The organism is Microbispora sp. KK1-11, assembly GCF_006874435.1.
GTDB lineage: Bacteria > Actinomycetota > Actinomycetes > Streptosporangiales > Streptosporangiaceae > Microbispora > Microbispora catharanthi.
The window spans coordinates 168,720-189,423 of the sequence record NZ_VIRJ01000009.1 but is presented as its reverse complement, the minus strand read 5'-3'; the positions used below and the strand labels follow the sequence as shown (position 1 = coordinate 189,423).

Below are 20,704 nucleotides of genomic sequence, written 5' to 3'. Positions count from 1 at the left end.
GAACGGATCCATGGCGGCGCGTGCGGCCGCCGATAGGGGCGGCTTCGCGCACTCCGTCCCGAAAAGTGGCACGGCAGCGCGAACCGAAAGTTTCGAAAGTTCTCGTTAATATTGCGGAAATATAGGACCCGGACATGGGTGCGTCAAGAGGGCAGTCAACCAATGACATTCTGCCCGAACGCATCCCAATACCGCCAGGATCTCGATGTATCTCTGCGCTTTCCGGTGGTAGAGTTTCGCGAAACTTTCGGAGAAACGACGAGCGGACAGATGACGAGCCCCTCCCCCGCCCGCGATCCACGCCCCGCCACGATCGCGACCATCGCCGAAGAGCTCGGCGTCTCGGTGACCACGGTCTCCAAGGTCCTCAACGGCCGGCCCGACGTCGCGCCCGACACGCGGGAACGCGTCGAGGCCGGCCTCGCACGGCACCAGTACCGCCGCCGTTCGAAGCGGCGCACGCTCAAGGGGCAGATCGACCTCGTCTTCCACGAGTTGAACTCCATGTGGTCGATGGAGATCATCCGAGGGGTCGACGCCGTCGCCGCCGCCGCGCGGATCGAGGTCGTCCTGTCCCAGCTGAAGGGGGCGCACCGGCCACCAGAGGAGTGGCTGGACGGTGTGCTCGACCATCGGCCCCTCGGCGTGCTGTTCGTCATGTCCAGTCCGTCTCAGTCGCAGCAGCAGAAGCTGCGGCGGGCGCAGGTCCCGTTCGTCGTCGTCGACACCGACGGCGAGATCGCCGAGTCCGTGCCCGTGGTCGGCTCGAACAACTGGGACGGCGGTCTGCTCGCCACCCGTCATCTCCTGGAGCTGGGCCACCGCCGCATCGCGGTCGTCTCCGGCCCGAAGGACGTGATGTGCAGCAGGGCACGGGTCGCCGGCTTCCGGGTCGCCCACGACGAGGCGGGGCTCACCTTCGACCCCGGCCTCGTCAGGTACGGCAACTTCTACGTCGACGCCGGATACAAGCACGCCATGGACCTCCTGTCGCGCCCGGACCGGCCGAGCGCGATCTTCGCCGGGTCGGACCTGCAGGCGCTCGGCGTCCTGCGCGCTGCCCGGCGGCTCGGCCTCGACGTTCCCGGAGACCTGTCGGTGGTCGGCTACGACAACGTGCCCGTCGCCGGCTGGGTCGAGCCCGCCCTGACCACGGTGGGCCAGCCGCTGTGCGACATGGCGACGGTCGCGACCCAGATGCTGCTCGACCTGGCCCGGGGCGTGGAGCCTGCCACGAGCCGGATCGACCTCGCCAACGAGCTCGTGGTCCGCGAGAGCACGGCGCCGCCGCCGAGCCGCGCCGCGGTCACGCCTGCCGCGCCCGGCGGACGACCGCCACGCCGAGGGGAGGGACGGTGACCTCCTCCGACGCCGGGAGGCCGGTGAGGAGGTCCGTACCCCCGCCCTCCACCGGGACGGCGACGGGCGTCTGCGCGTCGTGGTTGAGGAGGAACAGGTATTCGTGCCGCTCGTCCTCGCGGACCGTGCACTCCAGGTAAGCGGGGAGGCCGTCGAAGCGGTTCTCCACGCCCGCCGCTTTCAGCTCGCCGATCAGCACCCGGTCGAACGCGTCCTGTTCCAGGAGGGTGGCGAAGTAGACGACCCGGCCGGCTCCGAAGTCGTTGGCGACGACCGCTGCGCGTCCCGTGAGCAGCCCGTCCGCGTAGGTCGCCAGTGCCGTCCCGGTTTCGAGGTGGATGTCCTCGCGCCACCAGTCGGACGTCGCCGTGCGCCCGTCGGCGAACTCGACCGTGAACCGCTCGCCGGGTCGCGCCGGCCAGTATTCGTCGATCTTCGCGCCGATGAGGCGGCGGAACGCGCCCGGGTAGCCGTCCGGACGGACGCGGTTGCACGCGTCCACCACCCCGGAGAAGAAGGACATGACGACCGTTCCGCCGCCGCGGGCGAACTCGGTGACGGCGGCGACGCCCTCGTCGTCGACGAGGTACGCGTTGGGCACGACCAGCACCTTGTACGGCGACAGGTCGCTCCGGGTGGACACGACGTCGACCGCGTAGTGGTGCTCCCACAGCGGCCGGTAGTGCCGCATGACGGTGTCCACGTAGCTGAAGTCGTTGCGGGGCAGGCCCCACAGCTCCTCCAGCCCCCACCAGCCGTTCCAGTCGAACAGGACGGCGACCTCGGCCCGCGCGGTCGTTCCCGCCACGGGTGACAGCAGCCCGACCTCGCGGCCGAGCTCGGCGACCTCGCGGAAGGTGCGCGACCGCGGGCCGGAGTGCGGCAGCATCGCCGAGTGGAAGCGTTCGTGCCCGCCCCGGCCGGCCCGCCACTGGAAGAACATCACCGAGTCGGCCCCTCGGGAGACCGCCTGGAGCGAGCCGAGCCGCATCCGGCCGGGCTCCTTGACGACGTTGAGCCTCCACTGGCTGACCGCGCTGGCGGCCTGCTCCATCAGCAGCCACGGACGCCCGCCCTTGAGCGACCTGAACAGGTCGAACTGGAAGGCCGACGACACGTGCGAATCGGGGTCGGCGGGGTCGGGGTAGATGTCCAGGGCCGCCGCGTCCTCCTCGGGGGCCCAGCGCCAGTAGTCGGCGTTGCGGTAGAAGCGCATGAAGTTGGTGACGATCGGGATGTCGTCGCGGAAGGAGCGAACGATGTCGCGCTCGGCGACGAAGCACTCCAGCAGGGCGTCCGAGGTGAAGCGCTTGAAGTCCAGGATGCGGCTGGGGTTCATCCAGGTGCGGGGGACGCTCGGCGCCTCGACCTGGTCCCAGCCGGTGTAGACCTGCCCCCAGAACCGGGTGGTCCACGCCTCGTTGAGGGTCTCCAGGTCGCCGTACCTGCGCTTGAGCCAGCGGCGGAAGCCGGCCGAGGCGGCCTCGTTGTAGGCCGTGGGGCCGTACTCGTTGCTGATGTGCCACATGGCCAGGGCGGGATGGAAGGAGTACCGCTCCGCGAGCCGCCTGGTGATGTTCGCCGCGTGCTCGCGGTAGATCGGGGACGAGGGATCGTAGTGCAGGCGGTTGCCGAAGCCGAACCGCTCGCCGTCGGCCATCACCGGGAGGACCTCGGGGTGCCGGTGGGTCAGCCAGGCGGGCGGCGCGGCCGTGGGGGTGGCCAGGTTGACCGCGACGCCGTTCTCGTGGAGCAGGTCCATGACCTCGTCGAACCAGCCGAACTCGTACGTGCCGGGCTCCGGTTCGAGCGAGGCCCACGCGAAGACGCCGAGCGACACGAGGTTCACCCCCGCCTCGCGCATGAGCCGGACGTCCTCCCGCCACACGCCCGGGTCCCACTGCTCGGGGTTGTAGTCCCCGCCGTACGCCAGGCCGCCGAGGCGGTCCATGAGTGCGCGCATGCGAGCGTCTGTCATCCGTCACTCCCGGCTGAGAGGTCGTCGCGTCCCCGTCCGCGATCGGCCCGCCGGCCTGCCCCGGCGACCCCGGATCATCCGGGGTCACCCCGTGGCCGCGGCGGACGTGCAGTGCGGCAGATCCATTTTTAGCCTGAAATCGCCGCCGTAGCCGGCGGTACCAGGGATCCGTCGGGGAGGACAGCGAAGGAGCCACGACATGGCGAAACCGCCCAACGACCACGGCGACGGTGTGCGGCTCTTCCTCGACTACCTGATGCGGGCGCGGTCGGCGGCCTGGAACCCCTCGGCGCAGTGGCTGTCCCGCCACTCCGGGATCCCGAAGACCACGGTCGAGTCGCTCATCCAGGGCACGCGTAAGCGGCTACCGAACTGGAGCGAACAGGTCGAGCGCCTGCTGGAGGCCTACCGCAAGAAGGTGACAGAGGACGAGCGCGGGGATCCCGACGCGGTGCTGGGCGGCATGACGGCGTGGAAGCAGGCCTATGACGACGCGCAGAACGGCCGGCCGCCGACCTGCCCTCTCCCGATGGCCGCCTCCCCCGCCCCGCCCCCGGCCGCGGCGGAACCCGGCCGGCCGATCGGACGGTTCCGGCCGCTGGATCTGGAAGTCCATCCGGCGATTCGCGCCGACACCGCCGGTCGGGAGCTGGAGGAGTTACCCGCCTACATCCCTCGAGCGCATGACGAAACCCTCGCCCAGGTGGTCCGCGAGGTGCAGGCAGGGGCGTCCCGGCTGGTCGTGCTGGTCGGCGACTCGGCGACGGGCAAGACCCGCGCCCTGTGGGAAGCGGTCCGGACCCTGCCCGAACCGTGGCGGCTGTGGCATCCGATCGAGCCGAGCCGTCCGGCGGCGGTCCTGGCCGAGCTGAGGTCGATCGGCCGGTATACCGTGGTGTGGCTGAACGAGACCCAGCACTATCTGCTCACCGCCGATCCGGCCGTCGGGGAGCGGGTCGCCGGCGGGCTCCGGGAGCTGCTGCGCACTCATGAGCGAGGGCCGGTGCTGGTGCTGGGCACCCTGTGGCCCGCCTACTGGAGGACTCTCACCGCGGTCCCGCACGCCGGTCGGCCCGATCCGTACGCCCAGGCCCGCGAGCTGATCAAAAGCGCCAGCATCCGCCTTCCCGAGTCCTTCGCCGGCACCGACCTCGACACCGCAAGCAGGCATGCGGGAACCACCGGCGACCCCCGCCTGGCCGAGGCCTTGCGCCGGGCCCCGGAGGGGCGGTTGACCCAGTACCTTGCCGGTGGTCCGGCTCTGCTGGAGCTCTACGACAACGCCGAACCTGCCGCCCGCGCCGTCCTGGACGCCGCGACCGACGCCCGCCGGCTCGGTCACGGCCCGGCCCTGCCCCGCCTCCTGCTCGCGGAAGCCGCCCCCGGCTATCTCGGCGACGAGCAATGGACCCTGCTCGACGACGACTGGCTCGAACGCGCCTTCGCCTATCTCACCGACCACCGCCCCTGCCGGGGAGCCCGCCCGCCGCTGACCCGGATCAGACCCCGTCCCGGCACCGGTCACGCCCCCGCCGCACAAGATCAAGACGAGCCGGTCTATCGCCTCGCCGACTATCTCGAACAGCACGGCAGCCGCACCCGCCGCTTCCTCTGTCCCCCCGCCACCTTCTGGAACGCCGCCACCCGCCACGCCGCCTCGGTGAGCGACCACCGCGCTTTCGCCAAGGCCGCCCGCGATCGCGGGCGCAATCGTCACGCCTTCGCGTTGTACCGAGCAGCCGCCGACGCGGGCGACACCTTCGCGCTGCGGGAGCTGACGCGGATCCGGGAGCAGGCCGGCGACCACGAAGGCGCAGAACGTCTCGCCCGCGCCGCCACCGACGCCGGCGACACCTTCGCGCTGCGGGACCTGGCGCGGACGTGGGAGGAGGCCGGCGACCACGAAGGCGCAGAACGCCTCGCCCGGGCCTTGAACGGCACCGGCCGTACTTCCGTGCTGTACTTCCTGACCGAGATGCGGAAGCAGGCCGACGACCACGAAGGCGCAGAACGCGTCGCCAGAGCCGCCGCCGACGCCGGTGACACCCTCGCGCTCTACAACCTGGCACAGACGCGCGATCAGGCCGGCGACCACGAACGCGCTGGACGCCTGTACCAGGCAGCCGCCGACGCCGGCTTTACCATCGCACTGACCGATGCGTCCCGTGTGCGCGAGCTGGCCGGCGACCACGAAGGCGCCGAACGCCTCGCCCGCGCCGCCGCCGACGCCGGCCACACCGGTGCGCTGCGGCACCTGGCGGAGCAGCGGCAGCATGCCGGCGACCACGAAGGCGCCGAACGCGTCGCCAGAGCCGCCGCCGACGCCGGTTACCCCTTCCCACTGAGGTATCTGACCCGGCTGCGCGAGCTGGCCGGCGACCACGAAGGCGCAGAACGCCTCGCCAGAGCCGCCGCCGACGCCGGCGACACCGACGCTCTCCTGGTTCTCGCGCATCTCCGGCGGCAGGCCGGCGACCACGGAGGCGCCGAACGCATGTACCAGGTCGCCGCCGACGCCGGCGATACCAGCACGCTGCACGAGCAGGCATGGCTGCGCGAGCGGGCCGGCGACCACAAGAGCGCCGAACGCATGTTCCAGGCGCTCGCCGACTCCGGCGACACCCTCGCGCTGCGGGAGCTGGCGCGGCTGCGGGAGCGGGCCGGAGACCACGAAGGCGCAGAACGCGCCGCTCGGATGGCCGCCGACGCCGGCGCCCGCGACGCCGCCGCCCTGCTCCAGGACCTGGCCGAGGTGCGGCAGGGGGCCGGAGACCATGAAGGCGCAGAACGCGCCGCTCGGATGGCCGCCGACGCCGGCGCCCGCGACGCCGCCGCTCTGCTCCAGGACCTGGCCGAGGTGCGGCAGCGGGCCGGCGACCACGAGGGCGCAGAACGCCTCGCCCGGACCGCCGCCAACGCCGGCCTTACCGCCGCGCTATGGGACCTGGCCGTGATGCGGGAGCAGGCCGGCGACTACGAAGGGGCAGAACGCATGTTCCAGGCCGCCGCCGACACCGGCCAGATCGACGCGTTTTACGGCCTGGCACGAATACGGGAGAAGGCCGGCGACCACGAAGGCGCCGAACGCTTCACCTGGGCCGCCGCCGACGCCGGCCTCACCGCCGCGCTGCATGCCCTGGCGCGGATGCGGCACGAGGCCGGAGACTACGAAGGGGCAGAACGCATGTACCTGGCCGCCGCCGACACCGGCGACACCGCCGCGATGTCCAGCCTGGCGGAGCTGCGGCAGCAGGCCGGCGACCACGAAGGCGCAGAACGCCTCGCCCGGACCGCCGCCAACGCCGGCCACACCTTCCCGCTGCAAGAGCTGGTGCGGAGGCGGTACCAGGCCGGCGACCACGAAGGCGCCGAACGCCTCGCCCGGACCGCCGCCGACGCCGGCGGCACCACCGCGCTGTACGACCTGGCCACGCGGCGAGTGCAGGAGGGAAAGCGGGGCCGGTGGGCAGACCTGCTGCGATTCGGGCTGGAGGCGGACGGGTCGACTGCCCGGCCATGGTGAGGCAGTGAGCCAGCGGCCGGTCACGCCGACGGGCTGCCCGCGGCGGGATCCCGAGCCGCGACGGGAGAACGGTGCGACCCGCCGTCGCGCAGCGGGTAGAGGAGGAAGCAGCCGAAGGCCAGGGCCAGCACGGCCAGGGGCAACACGCCCATCATGAGCCGGACGCCGGTCACGACGGAGCCCGGCTGGACCGCGGCCCCGTTGTGGTAGCCCGATCGGGACAGCACGACGGTGATGACCACGGCCTGCAGGGACACCGCCCAGCGGACGATGAACCCGTTCATCCCGAAGTACATCCCCTCGCGGCGGGTGCCCGTCCTGCGCTCGTCGTCGTCGATCACCTCGGCGAGCAGGATCTCCAGGAGCACCAGCATGCCCGCGATGCCGACGCCGATCGCGGCCCCGGTGACCGCCGCGAGGGCGAGGCTCCCGACGAGCAGGAACGGCACGAGCGCCGCGCCGTACACGACGATCGCGGCGAGGACGGCGCGGCGCGGGCCGATCCGGGTGGTGACCCGGCTCCACACGTAGACCATCGGGATCGCGGTGACGAACACCGCGCCCAGGATGACGGTGTTGGCGGAGTCGGCCTCGCCCAGGGCGTACTTGGTGAAGAACGGGATTCCCGCCTGCAGCAGGGCGAAGGTCAGCTGCAGCAGGAAGCTGCCCGTGACGTAGGTGACGAAGGCGCGGTTGGCGAGCGTGTAGCGGAGCGCGGCGAGGAACCCGAAGCTCTCCCGCTCCGCGTGGACACGCTCGGCCGAGCCGCGCAGCGACAGCGCGAAGAAGGCCAGCGCCACGACGCCGAAGGACACGCCCATGGCGGCCCATCCGATGGCGCCGTACAGCAGGGGCGCCGCGGCGACGCCGACGATCATGCCGACGATGGCGAACATCTGCCGCCACGACGCGGCGGCGGCCCGCTCGGCGATGGTCGCGAACATCTCGGGGAACAGCGCCACGTAGTTCAGCACCACCACGACGAACAGCACGTCGTAGACGAGGACCACGATCAGGAAGTACCAGAACCTCGCGGTCGCGCCGTCCACGAACGGGATCCAGATCATGGTGAAGGCCGCGGCCAGCGGCGCCATGCCGATCGCGATGTACGGCACCCGCCTGCCCCAGCGCGTGCGGGTCCGGTCGGAGACGTGCCCCGCCAGCGGATTGAGCACCGCGTTGACGATGCCGTGGATCACCATGGCGACGCCGATGAGCGACGGGTCGACGCCCAGGTGGTCGACGTAGTAGAAGGTGGCGAAGGTCGCGAACGCCTGGCTGAGCAGGTTGACCGACAGGTTGCCCGACCCGTAGGCCAGCACCTGTCCGCGCCTCATCGGGCCCTCTGGGCCGTGCTTCATCGGGCCCTCTGGGCGGTGTTTCATCGGGCCCTCTGGGCCGTGCGCAGGTCGGACCAGCCGATGAGCCGGACGCCCTCCTCCGCGATGGCGCGGCGGACCTCCGGATCGGTGAACAGCCGCAGCTCCATGCCGCGTTTGACGTGATGCGGCATGATCTGCCGGAGCTCGCCGGTGTCCTCGAACGGGTGGATGTAGATCTCGGTGACGCCGGGGCGCAGCGCCCGGATCAGCCCGATCATGTCATTTCTGACGCTCTCGTACGTCTCCCCCTCGGCCAGTTCGAAGGGCAGGGTCCACAACCGGTCGAGGATCACCACGCCCGCCGCGTCGGCGGCCTCGGCCCTCGCCCGTGCGAACGGCTCCAGCTCCTCCGGCAGGCCCATGCCGTCGAGGGTCCGGGGCAACCGGAACGGCAGGCCGTGCTCCGCGCACGCCTTGAAGACGACGTCGAGGAAGTCGCGGCCGGTGGCCAGGCCGTACAGGCTGCCCATGTGGTTGTCGGCGTGCGACGGGTCGAGGCCGAGGGCGACGGCCCTGCCGATCTGCGCGTCGATCTCCGCGCGGACCTCCTCGGGGTCGGCCCTCTCCTCGACCGTGCGGCAGTCGGCCGGGAAGTAGCCGGCGTCGTCCACGAGCGAGGACACCGCGCGGTCGCGGGTCACCGGTCCCCAGCGGTACCCCTCCCACTCGCTGGTGAACGTCAGGTGGACGCCCACGTCGTAGCCGCCCGAGACGGCCGTACGGACCGCGTCGGGGGCCCACGGGCACGGCGTCATGACGGTCGCCGAGCTGATGGCGCGGGCGGCGAGCAGTGAGGTGATGCCGGTGTTGGCCGCCCGGCACATGCCGTAGTCGTCGGCGTTCACGATCAGCAGCCGGTCGTCCGGCCCGGCGCCGAGCCGTCGCGCGAGGTTCACGTGATGTCCCCTTTCCCTGACCCGGTGAGGTCCGTGTCGTACGGTCCCCCGGTAGTCATGTCGTGCGGCCGCCCGCCCATGACGGCGGCGAAGGCGCGTTCCCGCGCGCGATGGCGGGCGAGCCAGGCCGCGCCGCGCAGCACCGCGTCCCCGGGAACGCCGCTCGCGATGATCCTGATCGGGAGCGGTGCGGCGTCCCTGGCCAGGTGGCGGCGGACGCGGCCGAGCAACAGGTCGGCGCTGGCGCCGAACGCGCCGCCGAGCACGAACAGCTCCGGCTCGATCACGAGGGCGATGGACGCCGCGACGTGGGCGATCCTGCGGGCGGTCGCGTCGACCACGGCGAGTGCCCTCTCGTCGCCGCCCCTGGCGCTCTCGAAGATCTCGCGCGGGGACGGGCTGCCCTCGATTCCGGCCTGCCTGGCCTGCTCGGCGATGCGGCGGGCGCCGAGCACCTCCGTGCCGAGCTCGGTCGCGGGATGGGGCAGGAACCCGACCTCGCCCGCTCCCCCGGCGAAGCCCCGGTGCAGCCGGCCGCCGAGCACGATCCCCGCGCCGAGGCCGACCCCGACGCCGAGCAGGACGAAGTCGGCGACGCCGGCGCACACGCCGAACCGCTGCTCGGCGACGGCGGCGAGGTTGACGTCGTTCTCCAGCAGCAGGGGCACCGGCAGGTCGCGCTCGATCGCCTCGGCCAGGCCGCGGCCGCCCTGCGGCAGCCCGTAGGCCCGCCTGACGGTGCGGCCGTCGCGTGCCACGACCGCGGGGACGCCGACGACGGCCTGGCCGATGGCGCCCGGCTCGGTCCCGGCGCGTTCGGCGCACTCGGCGGCGAGCGTGGTCACCGCCGCCGCCGTGTCGGCCACCCGGCGGCGCGGCGCCCGGGTCTCCGCCTGCGCGAGCGTCTCCCCCGCCGCGTCGACCAGGACGGCGCGGATACGCAGGTGGCCGATGTCGACCCCGAGCGCGAGCGCGCAGCGGGGGGCGATCCGGTAGAGGGTCGCCGCGGGTCCGCGACGAGTGGTGTCGGCGCCCGCCTCCTCGACGACCTCGCGTGCGACGAGCTCGCGCAGCGCCTGGGCGACGGTGGTCTTGGACAGGCCCGTGGCCCTGGTGATCTCCGGCCGGCCCAGTGGCCCCTCACGGTCGATGACGTCGAGGACGGCGCGGGCGTTGATCGACCAGAGCAGGCCCTGCGGCCCGGCCAGGTAGTTCCCGCTCACGCTCACCTCGCGTCCCGGCCCGAGTAGGTCGGAAAGTTTCCTACTCAGGGTGAGCCGTTTCTATCCGATCGGCGGCCCCGCGACAAGAGCGCTACGGTTCTTGGAAGGCAGAAAGGGGATCATCGTGAGCGATGCCGAAACGGGCGACGTTCCGTTCGGGGCGCGAGTACGCGGCTGCCTGCTCGGCGGGGCCGTCGGCGACGCCCTCGGCGCACCCGTGGAGTTCGACTCGATCGCCGCCATCCGCCGCGACCACGGCAGGGCGGGGCTGACCGACCTCGCCCCCGACTGGCGCGGAAAGACCGGCCTGGTCACCGACGACACCCAGATGACGCTGTTCACCGTCGAAGGGCTGATCCGCGCCGACGTACGCGTCAGGGAGAGAGGCATCGGCGGCGGTGAGGTGCAGGTGGTCCGACATGCCTACCTGCGCTGGCTCGACACGCAGGAGCACCGCGTGCCGCCTCCCGCCGACGACCTCGTCCGCACCGGCCGGCTCCGCGAGCAGACCTGGCTCTACTCCCGCCGCGCGCCCGGCAACGCCTGCCTGTCCGGCCTGCGGGCCGACCTCGGCCCGCTCGCGGGCCCCGGCATGCCCGGGCCGGTCAACCCCGGTTCGAAAGGCTGCGGCACCGTCATGCGCTCCGCCCCGTTCGGTCTGGCCACCCGCGACCCGCGGGCGGCCTTCACGCTCGCGGCCGGCTGCGCCCAGATCACGCACGGGCACCCCACCGGTTATCTGGCGGCCGGCGCCTTCGCCGCGCTGATCTGCTTCCTGGTCCAGGGCACGCCGCTCGCGACGGCCGTACACGACACCCTCGGCCTGCTCACCGAGCGGCCCGCACACGAGGAGACCACCGCCGCGATCGAGGGGGCGGTCGCCCTGGCCGGCGCGGCGCAGCCGTCGCCCGAAGCGGTCGAGACTCTCGGCGGCGGGTGGGTGGCCGAAGAGGCGCTCGCCATCGCGGTCTACTGCGCGCTGGTGAGCGGCGACGACATCGAGCGGGCCCTGCTGCTGGCGGTCAACCACTCCGGCGACAGCGACTCCACCGGCTCCCTCTGCGGCAACCTCCTCGGCGCGGTGCACGGCGACGCGGCCCTCCCCGGGCGCTGGGTGTCCCGGCTGGAGGGCAGGGACACCGTCATCGAGCTCGCCGACGACTTCACCGCCCAGTTCACCGGCGGCCGCCTCGACCGCGACAAGTACCCCGGCTGCTGACCCCGCCGCCTGATCCGGCACAACCGGCCTGGTAGATCAACATGCCTCGATACCCTCGGGGCATGGCCGGCCCTGTGTTGGTGATCGAACTACCGGAGCGAGTACCCGACGCGGCGTTGAGGGAGCTACGCCGACTTCTCTCCGATCTGTCTCCTCGGTTCGAGGAGCCGCGCCCCGGCGAGTACGACATCAAGGTTTCCGCTGGGCGGCTGGGGGTCGGGGAGGACGACACGCCGGCCGGGTATCGGCCTTTCATCGTCTCCGTGATGGGACCGGGCCACGGAGACGTGGAAATCTTCGAAGCCGAGCACGCAGACGAACCGGATCTGGAACCGTTCATCGGCTTCGAACCGACGCACGCCGTGGACGTCATCGCGATGTGCAACAGCCGGATCGACCACATCACCACGGCGCTCCTGACCGCCGCGATCATGGATGTGATCGGAGGCATCGCCGGCGTGGAATTCCGCGAGGATCTGGCACAGATCATCGCCGGCCTTCCTGGCCTGGTCAGGCTGGTGCCTGATCCCTGGCACGTTGCCTTCGGCACGTCGGATTTCCTGCGAGCATGGGCCTCCCATCCAGACTTCCGCCTCGGATAGACCCCTGCCCACGACCCGCATCTACGCACAGCAGCAGGAACGCACACCCGCTCACACCGACATCCACCGGCACACGCCGGAGCCGGCCGCGTCCGGGCCGGCCGTCCGCCTATCCCGCCCTGCGCCCCGCCTATGCCGCCCGGCGCCACCGCAGGGCCAGCGCCACGGCGCATCCCAGGCAGATCACCAGCGAGGCCGCGGACAGCCCGATCGCCCATGAGACCCCCGCGTCCGACCCGGTCTCGGCCGCACCGGACGCCGATTCGGCAGCCGGGGCCGGAGCCGACGCGCTGCCCCCTTCGGTCGTGAGCTTGAGCACCGGCGCGGGCCGCTCCGGCTCCTCGTCGCCGGCGGTCTGCTCCTGGATCCAGCGCACCACGTCGCCGTTGCCGTAGTACTGGAGCGTCTTGAAGGCCAGCCGGTCGGTTTCTGGCAGCGGCCCGGCGCTCACCGAGAACTCGTCGTACTCACCCGGCTTGATCGCCGAGTCCTCGCCCGACGCGGTCCAGGTGATCTTCGAGGTGACCTCTCCGATCTTCGCGCCGTGCGACTCGATCGGCGTGGCCAGCGTGGTCTTCTCGACCTTGTACGACCAGCCGGGGTGCGGCTTCACCGAGACCGAGGCCAGCGGGAAGTCGGCCGGGAGCTGAACCTCGATCTTGGTGGTGCTCGCGTCGTCGCGCTCGTTGGGGACCCGGAACGTCAGCGCGGCGTAACCGCCCTGGACGGCCGTGTCCGCGGTCACCTTCACATGCGCGAAGGCCGCCGCCGGCAGGACGGCGACCAGGCAGACCGCCACCGCCGCGATGACCAGCCCGCGTGCCGCGCGGCGCAGCGTGCGCACCCCCCGGGGCGTACCGGGCGCCCCTCCGTGCGCGGCCCCGGCCGGGCCGGAGCCTGCCGGCACGGGCGCCGCGCTCCGGGCGACCGGGTGCGTGGGGCGGGCGCCCGTCGTGGCGGGCGCCACGCCCATCGGAAGTGCTCTGCCGTTCAACGTTCCTCCTATCGGCGGGGCTCCCACCGTTCTCGGACCTGCCATCGACGATCTGCCGGGACGCGCTAGCCGAGGCGGGCCAGCGTCGTCGTCATCAGGTCCTTGACCTTCTCCTCGGTGTCGGACCGCGCGCCCACCTTCTTGATCTGGGTGTAGCCGACGTAGAGCACCGCGTTCGCCTTGTGCACCACGACGGTGACCAGATCGTCATAGGTGTCCGAGCCCAGGCCCGCCGGCGGGGTGTGCACGAGGTGCTGGGCGAACCCCTGCCACCCGTCCAGTTCCAAGGGCCGGCTGCTGGTCGTGTAATCGCCCACGATGGACGGCGGCCCGCCGAGGATGGTGAACGTCGCCGGGCACTTGGCCGACTCGGCCGTCACGGCGTCCATCGCGTTGCCGGCGAGCGTGGTGCTCTCGAAGACCACCGCGCCCTGGGTGACCACCGGGAGGGTCTCCGGCCCCACCTTCGGCGGAGCGACGATGAAACGGCCGGTCGGGTTCCCGCCCACCGGCTCGACCGCCGCTTCCACCGGGACCTGGACGTCGTCGGAACGCTGGACGTACGGGCAGGTGGGGATGCTGTTCGGGGGCGTGTAGACGGTGTGCGAGGCGTGGTCCTTGTCCTCGAACGCGACCGCGCCCTTGCCCAGGTCGCCGGCGCCGACGAAGCCGGAGCGGATGGTGTCGACGGTGTAGGGCGGCTTGGTCGCCGGTTGCGGCGTCCCGCCGGAACACCCCGCCAGGACGCCGACGGCGATCGCGCCGGCGGCGGCCAGGGCCACCCGGGGCCCTCGGGCCTTGCGGTCAGCGCCTCGCATGCGTGTCACCAGCCTTTCAATGTGCGGTGAACGGGACACGTACGCGTGTCTCGTCGAAGTCGGAAACGCGGATGTCCAGCCGCAGCGCCCACTCCCCGGGGTAGGGGATGGACATCGAGCCCGCCACGTAGTGGCCGGGTTCGGCCGCCGTCACCTTGACGGGCAGCGCCGGTACGGCGCGGTCCCGCGATTCGAGCGCACCGGAGATCTCGGGCACCGGGATCAGCGTGCCGTCCCGTCCGGTCAGGTAGATGTCGGCCGTGTTGCTGCCCGGTCTCGCCGGTTCGATCTTCAGCTGGATCGAGCCGCCGCGCAGCCCGCCGTACGGGCCGGACGCGTTCGCGGCAGCGGCGGGGAACGGGACCGTGGTGTCCACCGGCGGCGCGTAGCTGGTGCGGGCCGGGGCGGTGTCGACCAGGACCGCGGTGATGGACACGACGACGACCCCGAGCGCGACCTCGCCGGCGACCGAGCGGCGCAGCCGGCGCACCGCGGCACCGGGACCCCCGGGAGCCTGGGGGGCCTGGGGGGCCTGGGGGGAACGGTCGCGCCGCTGTACGAACCGCCGCGCTCCGGAGGCGAGCGCCAGCACGCCGAGCACGGCGGCGAGCTTGCCGAGCAGCAGCCGCCCGAAGTCGGTCCCGCCCAGTGCGCCCCACGTCCCCACCTGCCGCCAGGACAGGTACAGGCCGGTGACCGCGATCACCGCGAAGCAGAGCAGCGCGAGCCGGGAGAACCTGGGGAGCGCGGGCTCCAGAGAAACGAGCGGGGGGCCCTGCTTGCCGGCCGGGGCGAGCACGCGGACCGTGAGCGCGACGAGGCCGCCCAGCCACAGCGCCATGGCGAGCAGGTGCAGGCTGGTCGCCGGGACGGCCAGCCAGATCTGCGTGCCGCTCTGTGCGTGGTCCGCGAGCGTCCAGGTCAGCGTCATGGCGACGGCGCCGGCGACGGCGACCGCGGGCAGCGCGATCCTGCGGGCGGCACCGGCCGACTCACGTCCGGCCGGCTCAAAACCGGCGGACCCGGAACCGGCGGACCCGGAACCCGCCGACTGCGGACCGGCCGATGCCGGACCGGTCGTCTCCGGGTCGGTCGTCTCCGGGTCGGTCGTCTCCGGGTCGGTCGTCTCCGAGTCGGTCGTCTCCCGGCCGGCGACGGGCGAGGGGCGGCCGACCGCGATCAGGAAGACCACGCCGAGGACGACCACGAGCGCCAGCCGGGCCAGCAGCGCGTGGCCCAGCCGGGTGGACAGCGTCGCGCCCAGCAGGCGGGGGTCGAACACCGCGGTCAGCGGCCTGCCGTCGGCGTATGGCCCCTGGACGAGCAGCACCACCGCGGTGCCGGCGGCCAGCGCGGCGAAACCCGACCACACGACGCGCCGGCCGCGCCGGTCGTCGCGGCCGGCGGGCCAGAGCGCGGCCACGAACAGCCCGCCACCGAGGGCGAGGGCCACTCCGAGGTACGCCACGGCGCGGCCGGCCGCGGCGACGACGGGTACCACGCGGTCGGTGTCCTGTTCCACCGGGACGGCCGTCGCACTCGGGTGGCCGACGCTGAAGCTGAACGCGCCCGACACCACGTGCGAGTCCACGGACGTGACCCGCCACGCCACCACGTAGGTTCCCTCGGCCAGGTCCCGGGGCAGGCTCGCCCGCGCCGTGTCGATCCTGCCCTCCGCGTACCCCGCGGCGTCGATCGCCAGCTCCTTGCCTGTGGGGTCGAGCAGCTGGATGGACCGCCGGCCCAGGCTCACCGCTTCGTCGAAGCGGAGCCGGACCTCGGACGGGGGCGAGGCCAGCACCTGGCCGTCGACCGGCGAGCTCTCCAGCAGGTAGGCGTGCGCGTACGCCGGCCGGGCGGCCGTACCGGGGAAGAGGCCCACGACCAGGCCGCCGGCTGCCAGGAGCACGACCGCCACGAGCCGCGCGAACAGCCGGGCCAGGCGGGGCCCCGCGATGGGCACGGCGGCTCCCGCCCCCCGCGTGACATGTCGGCGTCGCACCGTCAACCTTCCACTCCATCAGCGGCGAAGCCGGCCCGAGCGGGGGTTCCGCGCTCGGGCCGGCTCCGGCTCAGACGGTTACTTGTCGCAAGAGTTCCAGCAGATCTTCTCGTCCGGTGCACCGGCCAGCTTGCCGTCGAACCGCAGCACGTCGACGCCCCGGTTGTAGTCCGCGACGTAGACCAGGCCGTTGTGCCAGTACGCGGCCGACGCCGAACCGGCGGTCACGCCTGTGCCCGTCGGCACCCGGAAGTAGCCGACCTGGGTCGGCTTGGCCGGATCGGACACGTCGAGGAACCGGGTGCCCTGCCCGTACCACGCTATGGCCACGATGTTGCCGTTCACCGTGAACCAGTGGGCGGAGCAACTGCCGGTGGTGGCCGACCCCTCCTTGCCCCACGGCGACCAGTGGCTGACCAGGTTGAGCCTTAGCGGGGCCTCCGGCGTGGACTTCCAGCCCTCGCCGTCGTAGCTGCCCTTCAGCGAGACGATTTTGAACTCACCGGCCTTCGAGCAGGTGGTGATGTTCTCGTTGGTCACGTAGACCAGCTCGCCCTTGTCGAAGGAGCCGAGCTTCTCGGTGTTGTGGTAGGCGTTGTGGTCGAAATAGTCGAAGAAGGCGGTGCCCTGCGGGTCGGTCGGGCGGGCCGTACCACCCGCGTACGGGACGGGGTCGTACGCCGTCGCCACTCGCTTGACCTTCCGCACCGGGTCGTAGTGGTTGCCCTTGGTCCAGTAACCGCGGACGCCGCCCTCGCCGGAGACCCAGGCGACACCGTTCTTGTCGACGTCGACACTGTGCACGTAGTCCGTGACGCCGTCGAACCGGCCGAGGTCGAGGGCCAGATCCAGGGTCTTCGGGTGCTTGACGTCACGGATGTCGGTCACCCGGACCGGCACGCCCTTCCATGACGGGTCCTGGCCCGGCGTGCCGGTGTTGGCCGGTCCGACCGACCACAGGTACGAGCAGTCGTTGATACAGGTGGCCGTGTGGCCGGCCGCGATCGGCTGGAAGACGACGACTTCCGGCTTCCACGGGTTCTTCACGTCGACGATGTAGACACCCGACTGGCCGGTCGAGACGGTGCCGCCGAAGCCCCGCGGGTCCCTGCTGAGGAAGACCAGCTTGCGCTTCGGGTCGACGGTCATGTTCTCGCCTTCCCAGAACCTGTCCTGGGTGTCCCCCGGCTGGCGCAGCTGTGCGGCCGTGACGGTGGAGACCAGCGCCGGGTGCTCGGGGTCCTTCAGCGACCAGACGGCGAGGCCGCCGGTGCCGTTGGCGAACATGAAGTCGTAGCCGTACTTGTCGTAGCTGATGAAGTTCAGCCCTGAGTAGCCGCTCACGCCTTTGACGTTGTCAAGGAACGTGACGTTGCTCGCGACAGCGGTCGTCGGGACGTTGTGCACGTCCTCCAGGACCGGTCCGCCGTGGGCGGAGTTGTCGGACGGACTGGGATCGGACGGCCCGGCTGCGAACGCCAGGCCGGCTCCGGAGATCTGCAGTGCCGCCGCGGCTAGCAGGGCGAGGGCACTCGCTACGAGGGGTTTCGTTCTCACACACCCTCCTCGGGGGGGCAGCGAAGCGGAGGGGGAAGCCGCATCGCCGAAGATCAAAGCAAAATGACTCTAATGATGACGAGTGTGGATGTCACGGGGCAAAGGTTTCAAAAAGGTATCTATAGGAACTCGGCAAGATATGCCGTTTAGGGCATTCCGGTCGCTTTTCCATCCAGATGGGCACTCTGTCAGCCACTGGTTCCTTCTGCATGACCGAGGCGGTGACCTCTTGCCCGAGCGGCTCCGGGAGGTCGTCCACCTGACCGGCGCCATGATCGCGCGGCGTGTGCGTTGTTGTAGAGTCCGCCGGCGGACGCAGGTGACTATAGAAGGAGCGCTGATGGTGCGGACCACCCCGCCACGACCGGTCGACATCGCTTCCGTATTCCCCGAGCTGGCTCCGCTGGCCAGGCAGGCGGTTCGGCTGCACCCGCGCCCCGGAACACCGACGGCTTACGAGAGCTCCATCGGTGGCCCGCTGCTGTGGCCCGCGGACGAGAAATGGCCGGTCTGCACGGAACCGCACGATCACTGGGAACTGCCAGTGTCCTTGGACGACGTCCGTAGGCGTCGTGCCCTGCTGGAAGCGGCATGGCTTCGCCCTCGTGGCCCTAAGGAGAACCTGCTCTCCCCAGAGGAGCAGGCCCTGTTGGACACATTGCACGCAGGTCACCCCTCGGACGGTGAGCCGAACGCCCTGCTGCCCGTCGCACAGCTCTACCTGCGCGACATCCCAGGGCTGACCGGACCTGATGGGGCGGATCTCCTCCAGGTGTTGTGGTGCCCCCTCGACCACGAAACCTCACTGCCTGCGACCCGCCTGGTGTGGCGAAATGCCGCGAGCGTCGTCGATCCCCTGGTCAGTCCGCCCGAGCCGGCCGATGTAGACCACTACGGCAACTACGTCCCCGAACCCTGCGTTCTTCACCCGGAGCCCGTCACCGAGTACCCGGCTTCGCACGAGTTGCCAGAAGAGCTCGCGAACCGTCTCGCTGTGTGGGGCCGCGCGGAATGGGCCAGAAGCCACCCGATGGATGAAGATCACGGAAGTGGCGACGCTTACTACCAGTACGAGCTGTCCGTCGCTCCCGGATGGAAGCTCGGTGGATGGGGGCCATGGAGCTTCTGCGACCCGATGCCCATGCTCTGTGCCACCTGCGACACCGAATGCCGGCCGTTGCTGACCATCAGCTCCGGTGAATGGGACGGTGGGAGCGGAAGCTGGATTCCTCTCGAAGACCGGGAACCGCCGGCTGGACCGGTCGGCCTCCGCATGCCCTCCGACCCCCCGATGGTCTCCATCGGCCGCGGCTACACCATGCAGATCTACATCTGCCCGGTGTCGTTCGACCACCCGCATCTGGAGAACATGCAGTGAGTCCTCTCGGACTCGCGCACCGGTCGCGCGAGCGGCCTGCCAGGCGCGCGCGTCGGCCTGCCCGAGCTGCCGACAGCGGAGGCGGCGTCGTTCCAGTGGGACCGGAACGCGGACGCCGCCTGGACGGCCGCAGAGAACAGATTGAGCATCAATGCAGGTCACAGAGATGAACGGGAAGCCTATACCCGGCCTACACCGCTGAGAGCTTCGCTCGTCGGCATCCGTTCCGCACGAGCGCAGGAAGAGAAACAGGGGCATTCGCAAGGGAATCGCGGCGGCCGCTCTGGCCCTCGGAGCCGGCGTTACCGCGCCCACGCCCGCATCCGCGCCCTCGGCGAACGCCCCACCGGGATCCTGCAGGCCATCGAGGGTGACCGCTACTCACCATCAAAAGGGCTCAATCTGAATGTCACACCAAAGCCGGATCTTCGCTCTTTATTGACGTCCAGAGTTCCATCTGACCGGAGAACGGGGATCCACTCATGCTGACTCGCAGGGATTCGCTGCGCCTGCTCGCGGGCGCCGTCGTGGGAGCCGCCGCACTGCCCGCCCGGCAGGCGGCGGCCGCCACACTGCCCGCCCGCTCGGCGGTCACGGCCGACACTCCTCCCCCTTGGACGGTCACCGGCTCGAGTTCGCCGTCGCTACAGCCCTTCGACGACCTGCTGAGAAGCTTCATGGAGGCGCAGAGCATCTCGTACGCTTCGCTCGCCGTGGTGCGGCAGGGCAAGCTGGTGCTCGCGAGGGGATACAACTCCACGTCGGGCCCGGTCCTGGCCCAGCCGACGTCGTTGTTCCGCCTGGCCAGCATGAGCAAGCCGGTCACGGCCACCGCGATCATGAAGCTTGTCCAGGACGGCAGGCTCAGCCTGTCGGCCAAGGTGGCGCCGATGCTGGGGCTCAGCACGGCCGCCGACTCCCGCCTCGGCAACGTCACCGTGCTTCACCTGCTGCAACACCTCGGCGGCTGGGATCGCTCCGCATCCGGGTTCGATCCGATGTACCGGGAGGATTTCACTGTCAGCAGCGCACTCCACGTGCCGTTGCCGGTGACGCAGGCCGACATCATGAACTACATGTCGACGCGCACGCTGGACTTCGACCCCGGGGAGAGGTACGCCTACTCGAACTACGGTTACATGCTGCTCGGCAAGGTCATCGAGAAGGTCACCGGCCTGCCGTACGCGACCTACGTCCAGCAGAACGTGCTCGCCCCCGTGAAGATCACCCGGATGGTGCAGGGCCGCACGGCGCAGAGCCTGCGGCGGTCCTCGGAGGTCCCCTACTATTCGCCGTACAGCGATACGACCGTGCTGGACAACTCCGGGGCTCAGGTGCCGATGCCGTACGGGACGTTCAACCTCGAGAACATGGCCGCGCACGGCGCCTGGCTCTCCTCGGCCGTCGACATGGCGAAGTTCACCACGATCTTCGACGCTCCCGGCCTGCTCACCTCGTCGACAATCGGGCAGATGTTCGCCCCGCCCGACAATATCGCCTGGAGCGGCTCTTACTACGGCATGGGCTGGTCTGTCCGCCCCATCGGCAGCGCCCTGAACACCTGGCACGACGGGGCGTATCCCGGCACCTCCACCCTCATGGTCCGGCGGTATGACGGACTGAGCTGGGTCGTGCTGTTCAACCGGTGGAACGACGCCTCGGGCCAGAACTACACCGCTGACATCGACTACCCGTTGCACGTGGCGGCCGACAGCGTCACCTCCTGGCCGACCACGAACCTGTTCCCGTCCTACGGCCTGTGACCCTGTCCTG

Annotated in this window: 14 protein-coding genes; 6 read left to right on the top strand and 8 right to left on the bottom strand. The window is 71.1% G+C overall.

Going from position 1 to position 20,704, the window contains the following annotated elements:
• The first annotated feature begins 270 nt into the window (after positions 1-270).
• Positions 271-1,359, top strand: a complete 1,089-nt coding sequence (locus FLW16_RS15885) for a LacI family DNA-binding transcriptional regulator (protein ID WP_142560795.1) — start codon at positions 271-273, stop codon at positions 1,357-1,359.
• Here FLW16_RS15885 and FLW16_RS15880 read toward each other — a convergent pair.
• Positions 1,307-3,337 (bottom strand): beta-galactosidase, encoded by a 2,031-nt coding sequence (locus tag FLW16_RS15880; RefSeq protein ID WP_142560794.1) that lies wholly within the window; start codon positions 3,335-3,337, stop codon positions 1,307-1,309. The two genes, FLW16_RS15885 and FLW16_RS15880, sit on opposite strands and share 53 nt — an antisense overlap.
• Positions 3,338-3,536: 199 nt before the next feature.
• On the opposite strand from FLW16_RS15880, the gene FLW16_RS15875 reads away from it, so the two are divergent.
• On the top strand, positions 3,537-6,860 hold the full coding sequence (locus tag FLW16_RS15875; RefSeq protein WP_142560793.1) for a transcriptional regulator: 3,324 nt from the start codon (positions 3,537-3,539) through the stop codon (positions 6,858-6,860).
• Positions 6,861-6,880: 20 nt separating this feature from the next.
• Here FLW16_RS15875 and FLW16_RS15870 read toward each other — a convergent pair whose 3' ends face one another.
• From FLW16_RS15870 to FLW16_RS15860, 3 genes are read right to left on the bottom strand one after another with little or no spacing between them, the layout of a single operon-like run.
• Positions 6,881-8,197: an MFS transporter gene (locus tag FLW16_RS15870; protein WP_142560792.1), complete on the bottom strand. Its 1,317-nt coding sequence runs from the start codon at positions 8,195-8,197 to the stop codon at positions 6,881-6,883.
• Between the two features lie 44 nt (positions 8,198-8,241).
• Entirely contained in the window at positions 8,242-9,138 is an 897-nt protein-coding gene (locus FLW16_RS15865) for a polysaccharide deacetylase family protein (protein ID WP_142560791.1), read from the bottom strand.
• A complete protein-coding gene (locus FLW16_RS15860) occupies positions 9,135-10,361 on the bottom strand; it encodes an ROK family transcriptional regulator (RefSeq protein WP_185949431.1) in 1,227 nt (408 codons plus the stop codon). The genes FLW16_RS15865 and FLW16_RS15860 overlap by 4 nt, the downstream gene beginning before the upstream one ends.
• Positions 10,362-10,485: 124 nt before the next feature.
• On the opposite strand from FLW16_RS15860, the gene FLW16_RS15855 reads away from it, so the two are divergent.
• Both FLW16_RS15855 and FLW16_RS15850 read left to right on the top strand, forming a co-directional pair.
• Entirely contained in the window at positions 10,486-11,580 is a 1,095-nt protein-coding gene (locus FLW16_RS15855; RefSeq protein WP_142560789.1) for an ADP-ribosylglycohydrolase family protein, read from the top strand.
• Between the two features lie 62 nt (positions 11,581-11,642).
• Positions 11,643-12,182, top strand: coding sequence for a DUF6368 family protein (locus FLW16_RS15850; protein WP_142560788.1), 540 nt, complete (start codon positions 11,643-11,645; stop codon positions 12,180-12,182).
• A gap of 130 nt (positions 12,183-12,312) precedes the next feature.
• On the opposite strand, the gene FLW16_RS15845 is transcribed toward FLW16_RS15850, so the two are convergent.
• From FLW16_RS15845 to FLW16_RS15830, 4 genes are all read right to left on the bottom strand, one after another.
• Positions 12,313-13,176: a YcnI family protein gene (locus FLW16_RS15845; protein ID WP_142560787.1), complete on the bottom strand. Its 864-nt coding sequence runs from the start codon at positions 13,174-13,176 to the stop codon at positions 12,313-12,315.
• A 65-nt stretch (positions 13,177-13,241) separates the two neighbouring features.
• Entirely contained in the window at positions 13,242-13,994 is a 753-nt protein-coding gene (locus FLW16_RS15840; RefSeq protein WP_142560786.1) for a hypothetical protein, read from the bottom strand.
• Positions 13,995-14,010: 16 nt separating this feature from the next.
• The gene (locus FLW16_RS15835) at positions 14,011-15,957 is read right to left on the bottom strand and encodes a copper resistance CopC/CopD family protein (protein WP_185949430.1); all 1,947 of its coding nucleotides are present in this window, start codon (positions 15,955-15,957) and stop codon (positions 14,011-14,013) included.
• Positions 15,958-16,074: 117 nt separating this feature from the next.
• Positions 16,075-17,553 (bottom strand): LVIVD repeat-containing protein, encoded by a 1,479-nt coding sequence (locus FLW16_RS15830; RefSeq protein ID WP_142560784.1) that lies wholly within the window; start codon positions 17,551-17,553, stop codon positions 16,075-16,077.
• A 340-nt stretch (positions 17,554-17,893) separates the two neighbouring features.
• Between FLW16_RS15830 and FLW16_RS15825 the strand changes: the two genes are divergently transcribed.
• On the top strand, positions 17,894-18,931 hold the full coding sequence (locus tag FLW16_RS15825) for a hypothetical protein (RefSeq protein ID WP_142560783.1): 1,038 nt from the start codon (positions 17,894-17,896) through the stop codon (positions 18,929-18,931).
• 482 nt (positions 18,932-19,413) lie between these two features.
• A complete protein-coding gene (locus FLW16_RS15820) occupies positions 19,414-20,694 on the top strand; it encodes a serine hydrolase (RefSeq protein WP_142560782.1) in 1,281 nt (426 codons plus the stop codon).
• Positions 20,695-20,704 lie beyond the last annotated feature (10 nt).